The sequence below is a fragment of the Vibrio sp. 10N.261.51.F12 genome (genome assembly GCF_041471725.1).
GTDB lineage: Bacteria > Pseudomonadota > Gammaproteobacteria > Enterobacterales > Vibrionaceae > Vibrio.
On the sequence record NZ_JBFROV010000049.1, the window covers coordinates 94,311 to 110,519 of the forward strand.

15 protein-coding genes, 1 tRNA gene and 1 rRNA gene are annotated in these 16,209 nt (G+C 44.2%); 4 read left to right on the forward strand and 13 right to left on the reverse strand.

The window, feature by feature from the left end; all coding sequences use genetic code 11:
• Positions 1–27 precede the first annotated feature (27 nt).
• The 7 genes from gspI to gspC all read right to left on the reverse strand — a co-directional run bounded on the left by gspI (position 28) and on the right by gspC (position 7,208).
• Positions 28–399 carry a type II secretion system minor pseudopilin GspI gene (gene gspI / locus AB4405_RS23010; RefSeq protein WP_372062955.1) on the reverse strand — a complete coding sequence of 124 codons (372 nt, stop codon included), beginning with the start codon at positions 397–399 and terminating at the stop codon, positions 28–30.
• A complete protein-coding gene (gspH, locus tag AB4405_RS23015) occupies positions 368–970 on the reverse strand; it encodes a type II secretion system minor pseudopilin GspH (RefSeq protein ID WP_372062956.1) in 603 nt (200 codons plus the stop codon). The genes gspI and gspH overlap by 32 nt, the downstream gene beginning before the upstream one ends.
• 53 nt (positions 971–1,023) lie before the next feature.
• Entirely contained in the window at positions 1,024–1,467 is a 444-nt protein-coding gene (gene gspG, locus AB4405_RS23020; RefSeq protein ID WP_102470953.1) for a type II secretion system major pseudopilin GspG, read from the reverse strand.
• 62 nt (positions 1,468–1,529) lie between these two features.
• Complete coding sequence (gspF, locus tag AB4405_RS23025; protein ID WP_372062957.1) at positions 1,530–2,759, reverse strand: type II secretion system inner membrane protein GspF; 1,230 nt, start codon at positions 2,757–2,759, stop codon at positions 1,530–1,532.
• The gene (gene gspE, locus AB4405_RS23030; protein WP_372062958.1) at positions 2,760–4,244 is read right to left on the reverse strand and encodes a type II secretion system ATPase GspE; all 1,485 of its coding nucleotides are present in this window, start codon (positions 4,242–4,244) and stop codon (positions 2,760–2,762) included.
• A gap of 11 nt (positions 4,245–4,255) precedes the next feature.
• A complete protein-coding gene (gene gspD, locus AB4405_RS23035; RefSeq protein WP_372062959.1) occupies positions 4,256–6,280 on the reverse strand; it encodes a type II secretion system secretin GspD in 2,025 nt (674 codons plus the stop codon).
• 31 nt (positions 6,281–6,311) lie between these two features.
• Positions 6,312–7,208, reverse strand: a complete 897-nt coding sequence (gene gspC, locus AB4405_RS23040) for a type II secretion system protein GspC (RefSeq protein WP_372062965.1) — start codon at positions 7,206–7,208, stop codon at positions 6,312–6,314.
• 322 nt (positions 7,209–7,530) lie between these two features.
• On the opposite strand from gspC, the gene hslR reads away from it, so the two are divergent.
• The 4 genes from hslR to AB4405_RS23060 all read left to right on the forward strand — a co-directional run bounded on the left by hslR (position 7,531) and on the right by AB4405_RS23060 (position 12,765).
• The gene (hslR, locus tag AB4405_RS23045; protein WP_102470949.1) at positions 7,531–7,917 is read left to right on the forward strand and encodes a ribosome-associated heat shock protein Hsp15; all 387 of its coding nucleotides are present in this window, start codon (positions 7,531–7,533) and stop codon (positions 7,915–7,917) included.
• A 16-nt stretch (positions 7,918–7,933) separates the two neighbouring features.
• Positions 7,934–8,815: an Hsp33 family molecular chaperone HslO gene (gene hslO / locus AB4405_RS23050; RefSeq protein WP_372062960.1), complete on the forward strand. Its 882-nt coding sequence runs from the start codon at positions 7,934–7,936 to the stop codon at positions 8,813–8,815.
• Between the two features lie 329 nt (positions 8,816–9,144).
• Entirely contained in the window at positions 9,145–10,770 is a 1,626-nt protein-coding gene (gene pckA / locus AB4405_RS23055) for a phosphoenolpyruvate carboxykinase (ATP) (RefSeq protein WP_102470947.1), read from the forward strand.
• 108 nt (positions 10,771–10,878) lie between these two features.
• On the forward strand, positions 10,879–12,765 hold the full coding sequence (locus AB4405_RS23060; RefSeq protein WP_372062961.1) for an AsmA family protein: 1,887 nt from the start codon (positions 10,879–10,881) through the stop codon (positions 12,763–12,765).
• Between the two features lie 56 nt (positions 12,766–12,821).
• On the opposite strand, the gene AB4405_RS23065 is transcribed toward AB4405_RS23060, so the two are convergent.
• From AB4405_RS23065 to AB4405_RS23090, 6 genes are all read right to left on the reverse strand, one after another.
• Positions 12,822–13,739 carry a YiiD C-terminal domain-containing protein gene (locus tag AB4405_RS23065; RefSeq protein ID WP_372062962.1) on the reverse strand — a complete coding sequence of 306 codons (918 nt, stop codon included), beginning with the start codon at positions 13,737–13,739 and terminating at the stop codon, positions 12,822–12,824.
• A 36-nt stretch (positions 13,740–13,775) separates the two neighbouring features.
• Positions 13,776–14,210 carry a D-aminoacyl-tRNA deacylase gene (gene dtd / locus AB4405_RS23070; protein WP_102470944.1) on the reverse strand — a complete coding sequence of 145 codons (435 nt, stop codon included), beginning with the start codon at positions 14,208–14,210 and terminating at the stop codon, positions 13,776–13,778.
• Positions 14,182–15,039: a virulence factor BrkB family protein gene (locus AB4405_RS23075; protein ID WP_241903213.1), complete on the reverse strand. Its 858-nt coding sequence runs from the start codon at positions 15,037–15,039 to the stop codon at positions 14,182–14,184. The genes dtd and AB4405_RS23075 overlap by 29 nt, the downstream gene beginning before the upstream one ends.
• Positions 15,040–15,137: 98 nt before the next feature.
• Positions 15,138–15,698: an AAA family ATPase gene (locus AB4405_RS23080; RefSeq protein WP_102470942.1), complete on the reverse strand. Its 561-nt coding sequence runs from the start codon at positions 15,696–15,698 to the stop codon at positions 15,138–15,140.
• Between the two features lie 209 nt (positions 15,699–15,907).
• A 5S ribosomal RNA gene (gene rrf / locus AB4405_RS23085) occupies positions 15,908–16,023 on the reverse strand.
• A gap of 39 nt (positions 16,024–16,062) precedes the next feature.
• Positions 16,063–16,139: transfer RNA gene (locus AB4405_RS23090), tRNA-Thr, on the reverse strand.
• Positions 16,140–16,209: the final 70 nt, after the last annotated feature.

The following is a 16,209-nucleotide window of genomic DNA, read 5'->3' on the forward strand; positions in this document are numbered from 1 at the left end:
CGTAAGCATGTTTTATTGGCTTGCAATCTATTTCGCAACATAGCTCCTTACCGTGACTATTGGACTGGCTTTCTTGTCCGTCGCAACACTCACATCAAAGGCATTAAGGAGAGCCTCAGAGGTCTTCACGGGCGTCACACGCCAAAACCACTCCCGCCCAGCAAGTGTTTCTTTGCCCGTCGCGGCTTTTAAAGTAGCAGTATCGAGCATCACCTTAGCCATTTGATTATCAACCACCATCGCGGCAAAGGTTTTCTCTTCTAGATAGCTTAATGTATTGATATGCTGAGACACAGAGCGCACGACCGCAATCGCCGCAGTTGCAAAAATAGCCAGTGCAACAAGGACCTCAAGTAACGTCATACCTCTAACGTTTTTCATCATTCCAGTCCCTATCATCTAACGCTTGAACCACACCATTTTCTTTAATTTGAACGTGCCAAGTCAGCGTCTTCTTTGCTTGATTTTTAGGTGCGAGCACAAAGACACCTGGGGTAAATTCACCGCTTGATAAAATAAATATCTGCGGTGGCTTCTCTGGCTTTTTCGTTTTCTCTACATCCGCAAACATATCTTCATCAAACAAAGACGTGGGTTCAAAAAGACGATCGTCCGTTCCCCACACCCCACTGCTGAGATCAAGTCGAATGGTTAAACCATCTGGCAGCGTAGTCTCTTCTGGGATTTTTTTTAGCGCAATTTTTTCCCAGCCTTCAGGCTTCAACTCTAAGAAAACATATCGACGCTGCTCTTCATCAACCCTAATTCCAAAATCTTTGCCAGACAACATCGCTTCTTCATTGAATAACTGAAGTCTTTGGAATAAACGCTGAGCTTCTTCTTTTATTTGGTTATCTTGCTTGGGAGGTATTGACGCGATCACCGCTACCGCACTGAGCGAAAGCAGCACAAGCACTAAAAGGATCTCTAGTAACGTAAAGCCGGAACGAAAGGAATGTAAAGGACGCATCAACTACCACTCAACAAGTAATAGAGCGCCTCTGCGCTCTATTACCAGACGTATTACTGAAAGTCTTGTAGATTCCAGTTACCAATATCAGCCGCGACACCCTCGCCCCCTTCTTGACCATCAGCACCAAGTGTAAAGACATCGATGGTGCCTTTATCGCCAGGGCTTAAGTATTGATAATCATTGCCCCAAGGATCGCTTGGTAAACGACGAATATAACCACCGTCGCGGTAATTACGAGGTTCAGGGTTACCTGGCTTAGTCACTAGCGCCTCTAAGCCTTGATCTGTGGTTGGGTAGATGCTGTTGTCGAGCTTATACATATCCAATGCATTTTCTAGTGCAACAATATCAGTGATCGCTTTTTGCTGATCGGCCTTTTCTTTGTTACCGAGTAAATTGGGAACAACAAAACTCGCCAATACACCTAAAATAACGACCACGACCATCACTTCAAGTAAGGTAAAACCCGCTTGTTTTTTCATTTTTTGTTTCATTTAGTACTCCAAGGAAAACACCTCGTACACGAGGTCATATCTGTTTTGTCTGTGTGGTTAGATTACCCAGACATTAAATTGTTCATTGCCAATATTGGCATCAGTGTTGCCATCACGATAAACAGCACTAAACCGGCCATTAGTGCAATCAACGCTGGCGTAAATATCCCCAGCGCGATGTTAATCGTTGATTCAAAATTTTGATCCTGATTATCAGCCGCACGCGTCAGCATGTTTTCTAGTTCACCACTTTGTTCTCCACTGGCAATCATATGCAACATCATAGGCGGAAAGAGTTTTGTCTGTTCAAGTGCTTTACGCAAACTCGCGCCTTCTCTTACGTTATCCGCTGCAATCGATACCTGTTTTTTAGCAAAATGGTTGGTCATGACATCGACCGATACCTTCATACCATCCAAAATAGGGATAGCGCTTGAGGTACAAATCGACAACGTCCGAGCAAATCGAGAGGTATTCAACCCTCGTGCGATCTTACCAATAAGCGGAAGATTAAGAACCTTGGTATCCCAACTCATCCTGATCGCTGGACGGCGCAGCGCGGCTTTTATCACGTACATCACGATGATAAAACCAATTAATAACACCAATCCCCAGTTTTGAATAAAATCGCTCGACGACAACAAAAACTGTGTCGATTTCGGCAGTTCTTGTCCCATTTGAACAAACTGCCCAATGATTTTTGGTACCACTGCCGCCAATAAAAAAGCCACAATGGCGACCGCAAATACCACTAATACCACGGGATAAATCATGGCTTGTAGCAATTTAGAGCGAAGCTTCTGCCTATTTTCCGCATAGTCTGCTAGGCGCTCTAATATCGAATCAAGGTGCCCCGACTTTTCGCCCGCCGCCACCATTGAACGAAAAAGTTCATCAAAGACATGCGGGTAATCAGCGAGGCTATCCGACAGCGTGTAGCCCTCAGTGACCTTAGCGCGAATAGCGGCAAGCATGGTACGAATTCTTGGTTTTTCTGATTGCTCAGAAACCGCTTTCAAACATTCCTCGAGCGGCATTCCCGATTGGACTAGGGTAGACAGCTGACGGGTAATCAAAGCTAAGTCGGTTGTACTGATGCCGCGCTTAAATGTAGGCTTAGCGACCTCCCCTTTTGTGCTGCGATTGGCTTTTTGGCTGACCTCAACCACATCTATCGGCATCATGCCTTGTTCTTTAAGGCGCTGACGAACTTGCCTCGCGTTATCGCCCTCAATGAGTCCTTTGGTTTGTTTGCCTTTCGCGTTCAAGGCCTTATATTCAAATGCCGCCACTTACGCTTCCTTTGTCACACGCATAACCTCTTCGAGGGAGGTAATACCGCGCTTAACTTTACTAAGCCCATCGTCACGAATACTTGGTGTGTAATTACGTACCGCTTTCTCAATCGCTTGTTCACCCGCTTCGTTATGAATAAGCGCTTGAACTTCGTCATCAACGATCAATAGCTCATGGATACCAGTACGACCTCTGTATCCCTTCTGATTACACTTATCGCACCCGACGGGTTTAAAGAGAGTCAGCACTTCTGCCTCGGTCATTGCAAACAGTTTTTTCGTCTGTGCATCCGCTTCGTAAGGCACTTTGCAGTCTTTACATAACGTACGGACAAGTCGCTGGGCTAACACCCCCAGTAGTGACGAAGAGATAAGAAAGGGCTCAATGCCCATATCTCGCATACGAGTAATGGCACCAACGGCGGTATTGGTATGCAATGTAGACATAACTAAGTGACCGGTTAATGAGGCTTGAACACCAATTTGGGCCGTCTCTAAGTCACGAATTTCCCCTACCATGACGACATCAGGGTCTTGACGTAAGATCGCACGTAAGCCACGCGCAAAGGTCATGTCGACCTTTGGGTTAACCTGTGTTTGTCCAATACCATCAATATCAAATTCTATTGGGTCTTCTACCGTAAGGATGTTGCGCTCATTGCTGTTGATCTCTTGCAAACCTGCATACAAAGTCGTGGACTTACCCGAGCCTGTTGGCCCGGTGACTAAGATAATGCCATGAGGCCGTTGTATCAGCTGACGGAAATGGTCGTGATTAACGGCTGTCATACCAAGACTGTGCAAATCAAGACGCGTGGCATTCTTGTCAAGCAAACGCATCACGACACGCTCACCGTGTGACGAAGGCATGGTGGAGACTCGGACATCGACCGCTCGGCCGCCGATGCGTAATGAGATACGACCATCCTGCGGGACACGCTTTTCTGCAATATCCAATTTCGCCATGACCTTAACTCGAGACACGAGCAGCGGCGCCAGTTTTCGGCTAGGCGCAAGGACATCTCGCAATACGCCGTCGACCCGAAAACGAATCGAGAGTACTTTTTCAAACGATTCGATATGGATGTCAGACGCCCCTTCTTTAATTGCCTCACCAAGCATGGCGTTGATCAATTTAATAATCGGTGCGTCATCTTCTGACTCCAATAAGTCCTCGTCTTGAGGCAACTCTTCCGCTAGTGAAAAGAAATCATCGCTATCCGCGCCAATGTCTTCCATTAACTGTCGAGCCTCTGAAGAATCACGTTGATACGCTTGCGTCAACTTGGTTTCAAATTGATCTGCAGGTAGTGGCTGCAATTCAAAAGATTGGCGATACACTCGCTTCACTTCTTGCAAGGCATTTAAAGCCAGAGGTTCAACATAAAACAGCACCGCTGTTGACTCTGTTGACTCAAAGACCACCTTAAAGCGATTAGCAAAACTAAACGGTAACCGAGTAACTAAAGGACGAAACGCCATCACCTCCCCCATTATTTCGTTTCCATCTGCTCAATAAACGCTTGAATCTCAGATGGGTAGCGTGTGGTTTCACCAAACTCAGGTAATACCGGAATATAGCCATCATCCATCAACTTTAAGCCTTGGTCGGCTTTAAACAGTTGCTCAGCTCGAATGTAGTTGTACTTACGTTGAGTTAATCCGTCCGCGGTAATACCATCACGAATAATCGTGGGCTTTATAAAGACCATAAGATTCTTTTTCTCAACCGTCGTACTGGTTGAAGTGAACAAGCGCCCGAGGTAAGGAATATCGCCTAAGAATGGTACCTTTGACTCACTTTCAGCCGCACGCTCATCAATTAGGCCACCTAGCACTAACATCTGACCATCTTGAATCATGACCGACGTATTGAGCTGCCTTTTTGCAAAACGAACGTCGACGGCACCACTGGCACCCAAAACATTCGAAACTTCTTGTTCAATCGTTAGCTGAACCGAGTTACCTTCGTTAATCTGTGGGACCACTTTAAGCTTAATCCCCACCTCTTTACGCTCAACGGTTTGGAATGGATTGCTATTATTTGAACCCGCAGTAGAGCCTGTCAACACAGGGACTTCTTCACCCACAATGAACGAGGCTTCACCATTATCCATCACAGTAATACTTGGTGAAGACAGAATATTAGAATTGGATGTACTTGATACTGCTGTAATTAACGCTGTCCAGTCACCCATAGCGATACCAACAGCTGCACCTTGTACTCCACCAAGCGCGCTAGCAAGTGCTGTATAATCACCCGATGTTTTCGTTTCAACGTTATAAGGGTTACCATTCGAATCGGTTCGCGTTTCTGTTGTCGTCTTGTCCTTTGCATCTTCCATACCCACCATCACGCTGCCGATAGAGGCTCCCGTGTTGGAGAATTGAACTACACTCCCTGTACTGGCATTACCCCATTGCACCCCTAAGTTAGCGCCATCGACATCCGCTAGCTCCACGATCAAAGCCTCAATAAGTACTTGTGCGCGACGAATATCAAGCTGAGAGATCACTTCTAGCAATGCTTTCATAATATCGGGTGGGGCGGTAAGTACTAAGGCATTGGTATCAGCATGGGCGGCGATCATCACTTCGCTGCGATTCGCAGTAGAATTAGAGTTGCCACCTGATTGCTTTTCTTTTTGCAAATTATCAGAAACGCCTTTCAATACTTCGACCAAATCTTCGGCTTTCGCGTAACGAAGATATTGAACTCGATTATTTCCTTTAGTCGCCATCTCAACATCAAGCTGACTAATTAAGGTGCGTAGACGCTTACGCACTTTCGGGTCACCCGAAATTAGGATTGAGTTAGTTCGGTCATCAGCCACCAGCTTCGGTTGTAGGAAAGCTGGGGTGTTTTTGGCATCAGTCGTTTTATTCAATGCATCGACAATACGCACCATTTCTGCCGCCGAGGCATTTTGTAGCTCTACGACCTCAATCTCTTTATCACCAGCCTGATCAACGCGTCGAATGATATCCGCTAAACGATTAACCACTGCCGCTCGCCCTGTGATCAAGATAATATTGGCCGGGTCATAGTGCACAACATTACCGGCTCCAGCATTATCATTGAGTTGTCTTAACAAGGGAGACAACTCTCGCACAGAGACATTTCTCACAGCGACAACTCGCGTAATAACGCTATCACCGTTGGCAGTATCATCATCTCCAACAACAGGGATCGCCGATGTCTTGGCATCTTTGGCTTTAATCACCTTAAGTATGTTGTTGTCCATTTCAACAACAGCGTAGCCATAAACCTCTAATACGTTTAAGAAGAAGCTGTAATATTGCTCCTCACTCAACACATCGTAGCTTCGAACATCAACTTTACCGCGCACCGATGGGTCGACAATGATCGTTTTATCGAGGTTACGTCCTACGATATTAATAAACTCTTGTATATCGGTTCCCTTGAAACTGGCGCTAAATTCATTGGCAGATATTGTTGGAACCACCATTAGGCTGCCCATCAATAACCAGGTACTTTTCTTAAGCCAACTCTTCACTTGTTGCTCCCTTGAAATACTGCTTTCACGACTAGAATTGAATAAAGATGTCGTGTTGTTGTCCATCACGCTCAACCGTTAGGTTAAGTTCGGTCAAATCCGTAATGGATTGATAAATTTGTCCCATAGCCGCCGGATCGGTGAGATCTGCGCCATTCAATGCAATGGCGATATCACCATTTTGTAAGCCTACCGCGTTAAACAGCTCAGCATCTCTACCAGGACTAACGCGATAACCCGATATTTTGCCATCTCGCTTCACTTGAGAAAGGCGTACATATTGGAATATTTGTTGTGGATCTTGAGTAATCGTATTGCGAATGGCAGCCAACTTTTCTTCGTTATCGACTGGATTGTTGCCAACAACATTAGAGGCAGCGGCTGGTGCTGGCTGTTTCAGCTCTAACTTTTTATATTCGATCCCTTCTAGCATCACCGTTTCGTCACGACCAGCATTAGAGATGATAATACGATCAATAAAGACAGCTGCGATGCTCGCTCGAGTGCCATCAATCTGCTCTCCTATACCATAGGTGCCTTGCTTGCCTCTATTGGCGACGACTGCCAAACTGCGCTCAGGGTTACTACTCACAACAGAGCCAACCAAAACAACATTCAAGCGGGTTTTTGGAGCATCCGTCACCACGGGCGCTTGCACCACTTTTTGATCTCGTTGATATTGACCGAAGATATTGGCTTTATTGATGTCGGAAGAATGAGCGGTGTCCGTCGCACCATTAACTTGAGTAGCGACTGCAATAGGTGGCGCCCAACGACTCACAGAAGATGACTGAGGAAATAGCTGCCAAACCAAGACACCCGCAACCCAAGCCGATAGTCCGAGTAAGCATAACGCAATGAATAAGCTCAATTGAGATTGATAATGTAAACAACGACGTAAGTATGAAATAAAAAACGCCGGCTGTATTGTCGTTGCCGAAATGGAAAATCCTTTCACTCTCCTAGTGTCCCGTCTCTGATGATATTTCGTTATATATGCGCATTAAAATTGCTTTTCCTTAAGCGTTCTGTTTAGCAAGATTAGTCTCAGGACTATACCACAACTATATTATGAGATTATGTCACATCTCATAATACTGTCATGCAATCTGGGCGCTAGGGTTGATTTTTTTAGAGCTAAGCACCATTTAGTAGGATATTCATCCTAAAGCGGATGAGTTATTCGTCCTAATACAGGTTCATTTGTGGCTTAAGCTATCACAGATGCGATTTAGAAAGCAGGAATCGAAATGAGTTCAGAAAATAATGCCGTTCGCCTCGATAAATGGTTGTGGGCGGCTCGATTTTATAAAACACGCAGTATTGCGCGCAACATGGTCGATGGTGGCAAAGTCCATTATAATGGTCAACGTTCAAAACCAAGTAAGATGGTGGAGTTGAATGCAGTAATCACACTTCGCCAAGGCAACGAAGAAAAAACCGTCGTCATTGAACAGATCTCAGCGCAGCGCAGAGGAGCACCGGAAGCCCAGACTCTTTATTCCGAGACGAAAGAGAGTATTACCAAGCGAGAAGAATTCGCTTCGCAGCGCAAACTGAATGCACATAACCCTAGTCCAGAGCGTCGTCCTGATAAAAAACAACGCCGCAATATCATTAAGTTTAAGAACCAATAAGCTGGAGCTTCCCCACATGGCTAACAACACATTAAATCGCTACCTTTTTGACGAGCTATCTGTACGAGGTGAGCTTGTACAACTTGATACTGCATATCAAGAGATTATCTCTAGCAAGGAATATCCAGCGGCGCTACAAAGCTTGCTAGGAGAGCTTCTAGTCTCAACCAGCCTGTTAACTGCTACATTAAAGTTTGAGGGTTCGATTACCATGCAACTGCAAGGTGATGGCCCCGTTTCTTTGGCAGTAATTAACGGTGACCACAACCAAAAACTTCGTGGTGTCGCTCGTTGGGAAGATCAGATTGCCGATGACGCTTCTATTCACGACATGCTAGGTAAGGGTTACTTAGTGATTACGATTACACCTGATAATGGTGAGCGCTACCAAGGCGTTGTTGGTCTTGAGGGTAATAACCTAGCTGAAGTCTTAGAAGGGTACTTTGCACGCTCTGAACAGCTAAAAACGCGCCTTTGGATTCGTACTGGTACACAAGATGGTCAAGCGAAAGCGGCCGGTATGTTGCTGCAAGTCATGCCTGATGGCACAGGTACACCAGATGATTTTGAACACTTGGAGCAATTGACGAACACCGTCAAAGATGAAGAGTTATTTACACTAGAAGCGAATGACTTGTTGTACCGTCTATATAACCAAGACAAGGTGCAGTTATTTGAGCCAAAAGAAGTTGAATTCTTTTGCGGCTGCTCTCGTGAGCGCAGTGCTGATGCCATTAGTACCATCGCACAAGAAGAAGTTTACGATATCTTGGCGCAAGAAGGAGAGATTGCTCTGCACTGTGATTATTGTGGCTCTTCTTATTCATTTGATGAGACTGATATCAAAGCCCTATTCGCAGAAAACAATATGCAAGACGACAAACCGACTCTGCACTAATTTCATTGTTCGAAATATGTTACACAAGCCAGTTCACAATGAACTGGCTTTTTTTGTGAAAAATTTAACGAAACCACAACATCATCAGATAAAACCTATCACCAAACCATATTCACTTATGTTACATTTACTCTGGCGCAAAGGTTTGCTCTAGAATAAACCATCGTGATTTAATATGTGACCAAACACTTAAAACTATCACTATATGATGAGTAATTTTTGAACTATATCCCTGTTTTATCTGGTGTCCATTGCTAGCATGGAGTTCAAAATAAAAAACAAATTATAATAATTTTAAAATCCCTACAAAAATCCAATAAGGAGCACCTATGACCGTTATGGACATTAATAAGGCTGCACAACTCGATCTTACTCAATATGGCATCACAGGCTCAACTGAGATTCTTCGCAATCCAAGTTATGAGCAACTATTCACCGAAGAAACCCTAGATACATTGCAAGGATATGAAAAAGGCGTTGTCACAGAACTGGGTGCCGTTGCCGTTGATACGGGCATTTTTACAGGTCGCTCTCCCAAAGATAAATTCATCGTACGGGACGATACGACTCGCGACACGATGTGGTGGTCAGATCAAGGTAAAAACGACAACAAAGCTATTTCAAAAGAAGTCTGGGACGAACTAAAAACATTGGTCACTGGGCAGCTTTCAAACAAGCGCCTATTCGTTATTGATGGCTACTGTGGTACCAATCCAGATACTCGTCTATGTATTCGAGTCGTTACCGAGGTGGCATGGCAGGCTCACTTTGTGAAAAACATGTTCATTCGTCCAAGTGAAGAAGAACTCGCAACATTTGAAGCTGATTTTGTTGTAATGAATGGCGCAAAATGCACCAACCAAAAATGGGAAGAACAGGGCCTAAACTCTGAAAACTTCACGGTGTTCAACCTTACCGAGAAAATGCAGCTGATCGGCGGCACTTGGTATGGCGGTGAAATGAAGAAAGGTATGTTCGCAATGATGAACTACTTCTTGCCGCTCAAGGGTATTGCATCCATGCACTGTTCCGCTAACAAAGGTGAGAATGATGACGTAGCCGTTTTCTTCGGACTCTCTGGCACAGGTAAGACAACATTATCTACCGATCCAAAACGTCAATTGATTGGTGATGATGAGCATGGCTGGGATGACGATGGTATCTTCAACTTTGAAGGTGGCTGCTACGCGAAAACGATCAATCTATCTAAAGAAGCTGAGCCTGATATTTATAATGCCATCCGCCGCGATGCATTATTAGAAAATGTAACCGTACGCAACGATGGCTCTATCGACTTTGATGATGGCTCTAAAACAGAAAACACTCGTGTTTCCTACCCTATTCATCATATCGATAACATCGTAAAACCAGTATCGAAAGGCGGTCATGCGAATAAAGTCATTTTCTTATCTGCCGATGCGTTTGGCGTGTTACCTCCGGTTTCGAAGCTGACACCAGAACAAACAAAATACCATTTCCTCTCTGGTTTTACCGCTAAGTTGGCCGGTACAGAGCGTGGTATTACAGAACCAACACCTACATTCTCTGCGTGTTTTGGTGCGGCGTTCCTTACACTTCACCCAACTCAATATGCGGAAGTGTTGGTTAAACGTATGGAAGCTGCAGGCGCAGAAGCATACTTAGTTAATACGGGTTGGAACGGCTCTGGTAAACGTATCTCTATCCAAGATACCCGCGGCATTATTGATGCAATCTTAGATGGCTCAATAGAACAAGTCGAAACAACAACTATTCCGGTCTTTAACCTAGAAGTACCAACCTCACTTCCGGGTGTCGACACTGAGATCTTAGACCCACGAGATACCTATGTCGATCCACTGCAATGGGAAAGCAAAGCTGACGACTTAGCAAAACGCTTTATCAACAACTTTGAAAAATACACGGATACCTCTGAAGGCCAGGCATTGGTAGCGGCAGGCCCTCAATTAGACTAATACTTAGATAAGCATCCAAGTTTTAGCCACAAAGCCCCTCATAAGAGGGGCTTTTTAGTCACTTTCGGGCTAAATTGATCATTATATTCAGTAGGTAGAGAATTCAACGTGATACGAAAAACAATAGCAATCTTAATCGCGCTTTTCGCATTAGGGCTCATTGCTATATTGGCACTCTTTGCCTTACTGCATACGCAATACGCCAATCCAATAGTGACACAAACGATAAATAAGCTGTTCAATATAAAAGTGACGAGTGAATCGATACACTATCAATATCCAAACCAATTCGACTTTATCAATCTACGTATTGAGGCTGAGGGAGAGAAGCCCATTGAAGCCAATAGTATGTCTGTTTGGCTAGGGATGCCGATTTCAACAAAGACTCCGCTGCGTATTCATGAACTTTTGTTGTCAGGCTCAACGCTATCAAATCACTCACTATCATTGGCTCATCAGCTATCGATCGAAAACTTAGCGCTCGATCATATTGATTATTCAAACAATGATGTGATCATCAATGATCTTCAGCTTCAACTTCGCCATGTCCAATACAACCCTGATATTTTATTAACTAAGGGTGAATTACAGCTTCGAGCCTCGCAGATTTACTACCAAGGAGAGTCCATTAAGGATGTACTCATTGATGGTGAGCTTAAAGGACAAAACAGCAAAATTTACGGTGCATCGTTCATATGGAATGAAGCAAATATATCTACCCAGGCACAATATGAAAACAATACTTGGTCTCTGGTCAATACCACCATCGAAAAACTCGATATAGACTTAACTAGCCAGCTTTTCGATAAATATGCCGCTCTTCTAGATACGATCGGTCATATCAATAGCCTCGATGTCTTACGATCAAACGTTCGATACAAAGACAGTAAAATAGAAAACCTCAACGCGTCATTTGAAAATATCGATTTGAGAGAATCTATTTGGAGTCAAGTTGATGCCTACTTGTCGTTTGATGCAGACAGTATTCAGTATCAAAATTTATCATTTATTGAGCCCACCATAGATGTAAATATCGATGATGGTGTGGTTAATATTAAAGATGTTGATACAACACTTGAGCAAGGCCGAATTCAATTTACAGGCTTGTGGCAACAACATGTATTATCGCTGGAAAAGCTCACTATCGATGGTGTAAAGCTTTATGAGGAAGATCAACAGGATTCGATTTTAGCTTTATATCACTACTTACCACTCGTCGATATAAACGCTCTAAAGGTTAAGCGACTCACCATCAACCGTGGTCAATGGATTCAATTGCAACAACAGCCAAACTGGCAAGTGACTGGATTTAATTTAACAGCTGAAGATTTAGAGCTGAAACGCAACGGCCAATGGGGATTGTGGCAAGGTAAAGCGGCAGCGTCGGCCAACAGCGTCAGCATTGGCAGTGTTAAAGGCAGTCAGGTAGCATTAGAGACCGAAAGCCAAGATGGGAAATGGCAGCTTAGTCGACTTTTTGTTCCTTATGATAAAGGCTATCTCGACATCAATGCGAGTCTGGATTTCTCTACCACTAGCCAACCATTACAAATCAAAGCTAAAGCATATTCCTTGCCTTTAGCACTATTACAATACGTGCAACCCTCAGACACGATCGACGCCCGTGGCACTGCTGATATCGATCTGTCCATCGATGTACTTATCGCTGATACACTTACTTTTTCAAGAACGCTAACAGGAGAGCTAACAGCGGTATTTAATAGTGTTGAAATCGCAACAGAAAATAGCACCTATACCCCTGTTGAAGCGAGTCCATTTCACTTGTTAGCGACACGGGGTGTATTATCACTCAAGCCTTTCTACATTCAGGGAGCACGCCTAAGTGGCAGCGCATCAGGAAATATTGACCTCGGCGACAGTAAAACATCGAACTTACCATTGAAGCTCACCGATGAGTGCCAAGCTACACTCCACATTAATCTACTGACTGGCGCTGTCGATAAGAGAACACAAATAACATGTCCCCACGAATAACGGCTTTCACTCGAGCGATATTAGGTATTCTCACACTCCAAATATCGTTCCGAGAGTTATTGGCTTATCTTAGCTTGATAATTTGGCAACAGCATATATGTGCCGACAAATTCAACCGCCGGTTTATCACCGCTGTATATCGTGACATTGATGATAATACGAGCTTTCCTGCCGGTAGCAAGACGATCTAAATCTCCGCTAATTCCGTCCAAAGATGTCTCAGCGACCGGATTCATTTCTACAGGCTGCCTATAACGAATTCTACTGTCTGCTAACACGATATCAGCATTGAGTCCGCGCTCTTGCATCAATAACCATGTCATCCCCCACCCAGTTAATGTTGCTAAAGTAAAAGCCGACCCAGCAAACATCGTATTGTGAGGGTTTAGGTTTGGATTCAGCTGAGCGCTACACTCAAATCGATAGCCGGTATACTGATTGATTTTGATACCCATCTTATCGCTGATCGGAATTTGTTGCTCCCAACGCTTCTGTAGCTCCGCACACCATTCAGGCCTTCGTAAGACTTTTGCAAGTGGATCAAGAGGTTTAATCATAAGTTGATGACGAATAGGACCATGCTGATCATTCAGTTCACCTTGCCGTTCAAAACCATTTTGTTCATAGAACGAGATAGCGTCTTCACGCGCATTACAAACCAAGCGCTTAACGCCCTCTTGCCTTGCAAAGGACTCTAAAGCCACCAATACCAATGAGCCCATACCTTTATTTCGTCGACTACTTTTTACCGCCATATAACGAATCTGCCCTTCGTTATCAGGGGTAACATAGAGGCGGCCAATTGCCATTGGTCGGCCACGACCGTCCACAATCATACGGTGGTGGCTCATTTCGTCATATTCATCACGCTCAGATCCGACAGGAAGACGCCAAGGCTCTCTCAACATCTGCCATCGAAACTGGTAATACTTTGCCAACTGGTTGTCGGTCTTAGGGGTAATGAGTTTAAACATGGATATCCTTTAAAGGTAAACGAAGGTTACACTCGTCTATACCTGTAGCCAAAATGTCACCGGGCCATCGTTAACAAGAGAGACTTTCATATCAGCGGCAAATTGACCACGTTCTGTGGGCAATACATGAGCGCATTGTTCAGAAAAATAGTCATAAAGTCGTTTCGCCTCATCGGGATGCGCTCCACGTGAAAAACCGGCGCGAGTCCCTTTTTTCGTATCCGCTGGCAAAGTAAACTGTGATACAACCAAGAGGCTTCCACCGACTTGCTTCACATTTAAATTCATTTTCCCATCATCGTCTTCAAATACACGATAAGTAGTCACACGCTCGACTAATCTTTTCGCTTTCGCTTCATCGTCTTCTTTTTCGACACCAAGTAAAACAAGTAAACCCTGGCCAATTTCTCCAACAACGTTACCATCAACGCTCACAGAAGATTCACTCACTCTCTGTATCAGTGCTATCACTTCGGGGTTCCTTTTTTGGCTGGTATTCATGGTTTGGGCTAGATTGTACCATGGGTGATTTGGGTAGCCAGTGCTCTTTCTCACCCAGTGCGGCGGTAAACTCGGCCCCGATCAAGACGATGAACCAACATAGATAAATCCAAATAAAAAGGATAGGGATAGCGGCTATCGCACCATAGATCAGTTGATACGAAGGGAACTGCGTAATGTAATAAGCGAATCCCTTTTTACTCACTTCAAACAACAAGGTCGCGATAAACGAGCCAACTATCGCATCAGTAAAACGAACCTTCTTATTTGGGACTAATAAATACAACCCCGAAAATGCAAGTAACGCTAAGATGGCAGGGAGCCAACGAATAAAAAAGCTAAATGCTCCGCTCAAGGCATCATGCTCAAGAATTTTTAAAGACGTCACATAGGATGTACCAACGATACTAGCGCCAACCAAAATAGGCCCGAGCGTCAATATCATCCAATATATAGAGAATGAGAAAACGGCCCGTCGTTTAGCTTCCACACGCCATATATAGTTTAAGTTTTTGTCGATATTGGAGATAAGCATCAAAGCAGCGATAAACAAAAAGCTACTGCCTATAGCCGTCATCTTAGTTGTGTTTGATACAAACTCAACGAGTGCGGAATACACTGCATCCCCAGCAGCAGGAACAAAGTGCTGGATAATGAAATCCTGAAGAATCTGCCCAGTACTAGAAAAAATAGGAAATGATGATAAAACAGAAAGCAGAACCGTAAGCAAAGGAACAATCGAAAGCAGTGTAATATAGGTTAAGTAACCCGCGTTGACGTTAACGCGATCGTGAGCCATACGCTTCGCCAAATAACGCAAAAACAGAACGAAATTAAACCCTACCCTAAGCACTGTGTTACTCAATGAAACAACATCCTTGTTCTCCAAACTCACTACTAGCTCCTTGCCTGACTCATTTCATATTCTTTACATACTGCTCTAACTAGCTTTACACGCTCTTCGGTAGGCAATAGCGGTAATGAAAAAATCTTATATCCAAAAGATTCATATATTTCGCATAAACGCTGGTGAATATCCAACGCTTCCTCAAAAGAGTATGGCCGGACTTCATCTTGAACATAAATCTCTACTGTCGGTTTACAGAATATCACAAGCCCTTGATAGCCTTTGCTCGCTTCTTCAACGATATGTTGAGGTACCTCTAACTTCCCCCAAGAAAGATAGGCGCAAATATCCGGGATCGCTCGGTCAAGGAAGCTGAGAGGATAATGACAACATGCTTCCTTTTGTCTTAGCATTTCCGTAAAACACAGGTCAGCAAAGCCGGACAAGTTATCCCATGGAAGTATCCCATCGACAAGTTGTGATTGCTCATTAATCAATTGTCTCGGCACCTCAGGAAAAATCTGTGTACACTCATTAGCCATAGATTCTAACAGCGTAGTTTTGCCCGACCCTGGACCGCCGGTAATAATGAATGGAGCTGTGTAATGCATAGTTATTATCTACGTATTATCGGTTGATTAATGCGAGTTTACCATTGTTTACAGGAGAAGAAGTATGACCCACTTATCTCATAGGGCAAGTATGTTTTTACTGTGCACAAACGAAAAAAGCCCACCAAAAGGTGGGCTTTCAAGTTCTGTAAATAAAGACTTATGCTTCTTTGCTTTATTTAGTTGCCTAATTAAAGGCAATAATTAAAGCCTGGCGATGTCCTACTCTCACATGGGGAAGCCCCACACTACCATCGGCGCTACTGTATTTCACTTCTGAGTTCGGCATGGGATCAGGTGGGTCTACAACGCTATGGTCGCCAAGCAAATTCTTTACTATCGTAATAATACGCTAGTCTTTAACTGGTGCTGATACCCAGACTCGAACTGGGGACCTCACCCTTACCAAGGGTGCGCTCTACCGGGCTGAGCTATATCAGCGTTTTCTTTTTTTGACTAAAATAGCCCGTTTTTTACAACGGGCTATTTTATCGAAATTAAAGCCTGGCGA

What these genes read in the sequence shown, in the direction of transcription:
- pckA (WP_102470947.1), top strand. Translation starts at nt 9,145, where the DNA reads ATGACCGTTATGGACATTAATAAGGCTGCACAACTCGATCTTACTCAA.
- gspG (WP_102470953.1), bottom strand. Translation starts at nt 1,467, where the DNA reads ATGAAACAAAAAATGAAAAAACAAGCGGGTTTTACCTTACTTGAAGTG.
- AB4405_RS23080 (WP_102470942.1), bottom strand. Translation starts at nt 15,698, where the DNA reads ATGCATTACACAGCTCCATTCATTATTACCGGCGGTCCAGGGTCGGGC.
- gspH (WP_372062956.1), bottom strand. Translation starts at nt 970, where the DNA reads ATGCGTCCTTTACATTCCTTTCGTTCCGGCTTTACGTTACTAGAGATC.
- hslO (WP_372062960.1), top strand. Translation starts at nt 7,934, where the DNA reads ATGGCTAACAACACATTAAATCGCTACCTTTTTGACGAGCTATCTGTA.
- AB4405_RS23065 (WP_372062962.1), bottom strand. Translation starts at nt 13,739, where the DNA reads ATGTTTAAACTCATTACCCCTAAGACCGACAACCAGTTGGCAAAGTAT.
- hslR (WP_102470949.1), top strand. Translation starts at nt 7,531, where the DNA reads ATGAGTTCAGAAAATAATGCCGTTCGCCTCGATAAATGGTTGTGGGCG.
- gspE (WP_372062958.1), bottom strand. Translation starts at nt 4,244, where the DNA reads ATGGCGTTTCGTCCTTTAGTTACTCGGTTACCGTTTAGTTTTGCTAAT.
- AB4405_RS23075 (WP_241903213.1), bottom strand. Translation starts at nt 15,039, where the DNA reads ATGGCTCACGATCGCGTTAACGTCAACGCGGGTTACTTAACCTATATT.
- gspI (WP_372062955.1), bottom strand. Translation starts at nt 399, where the DNA reads ATGATAGGGACTGGAATGATGAAAAACGTTAGAGGTATGACGTTACTT.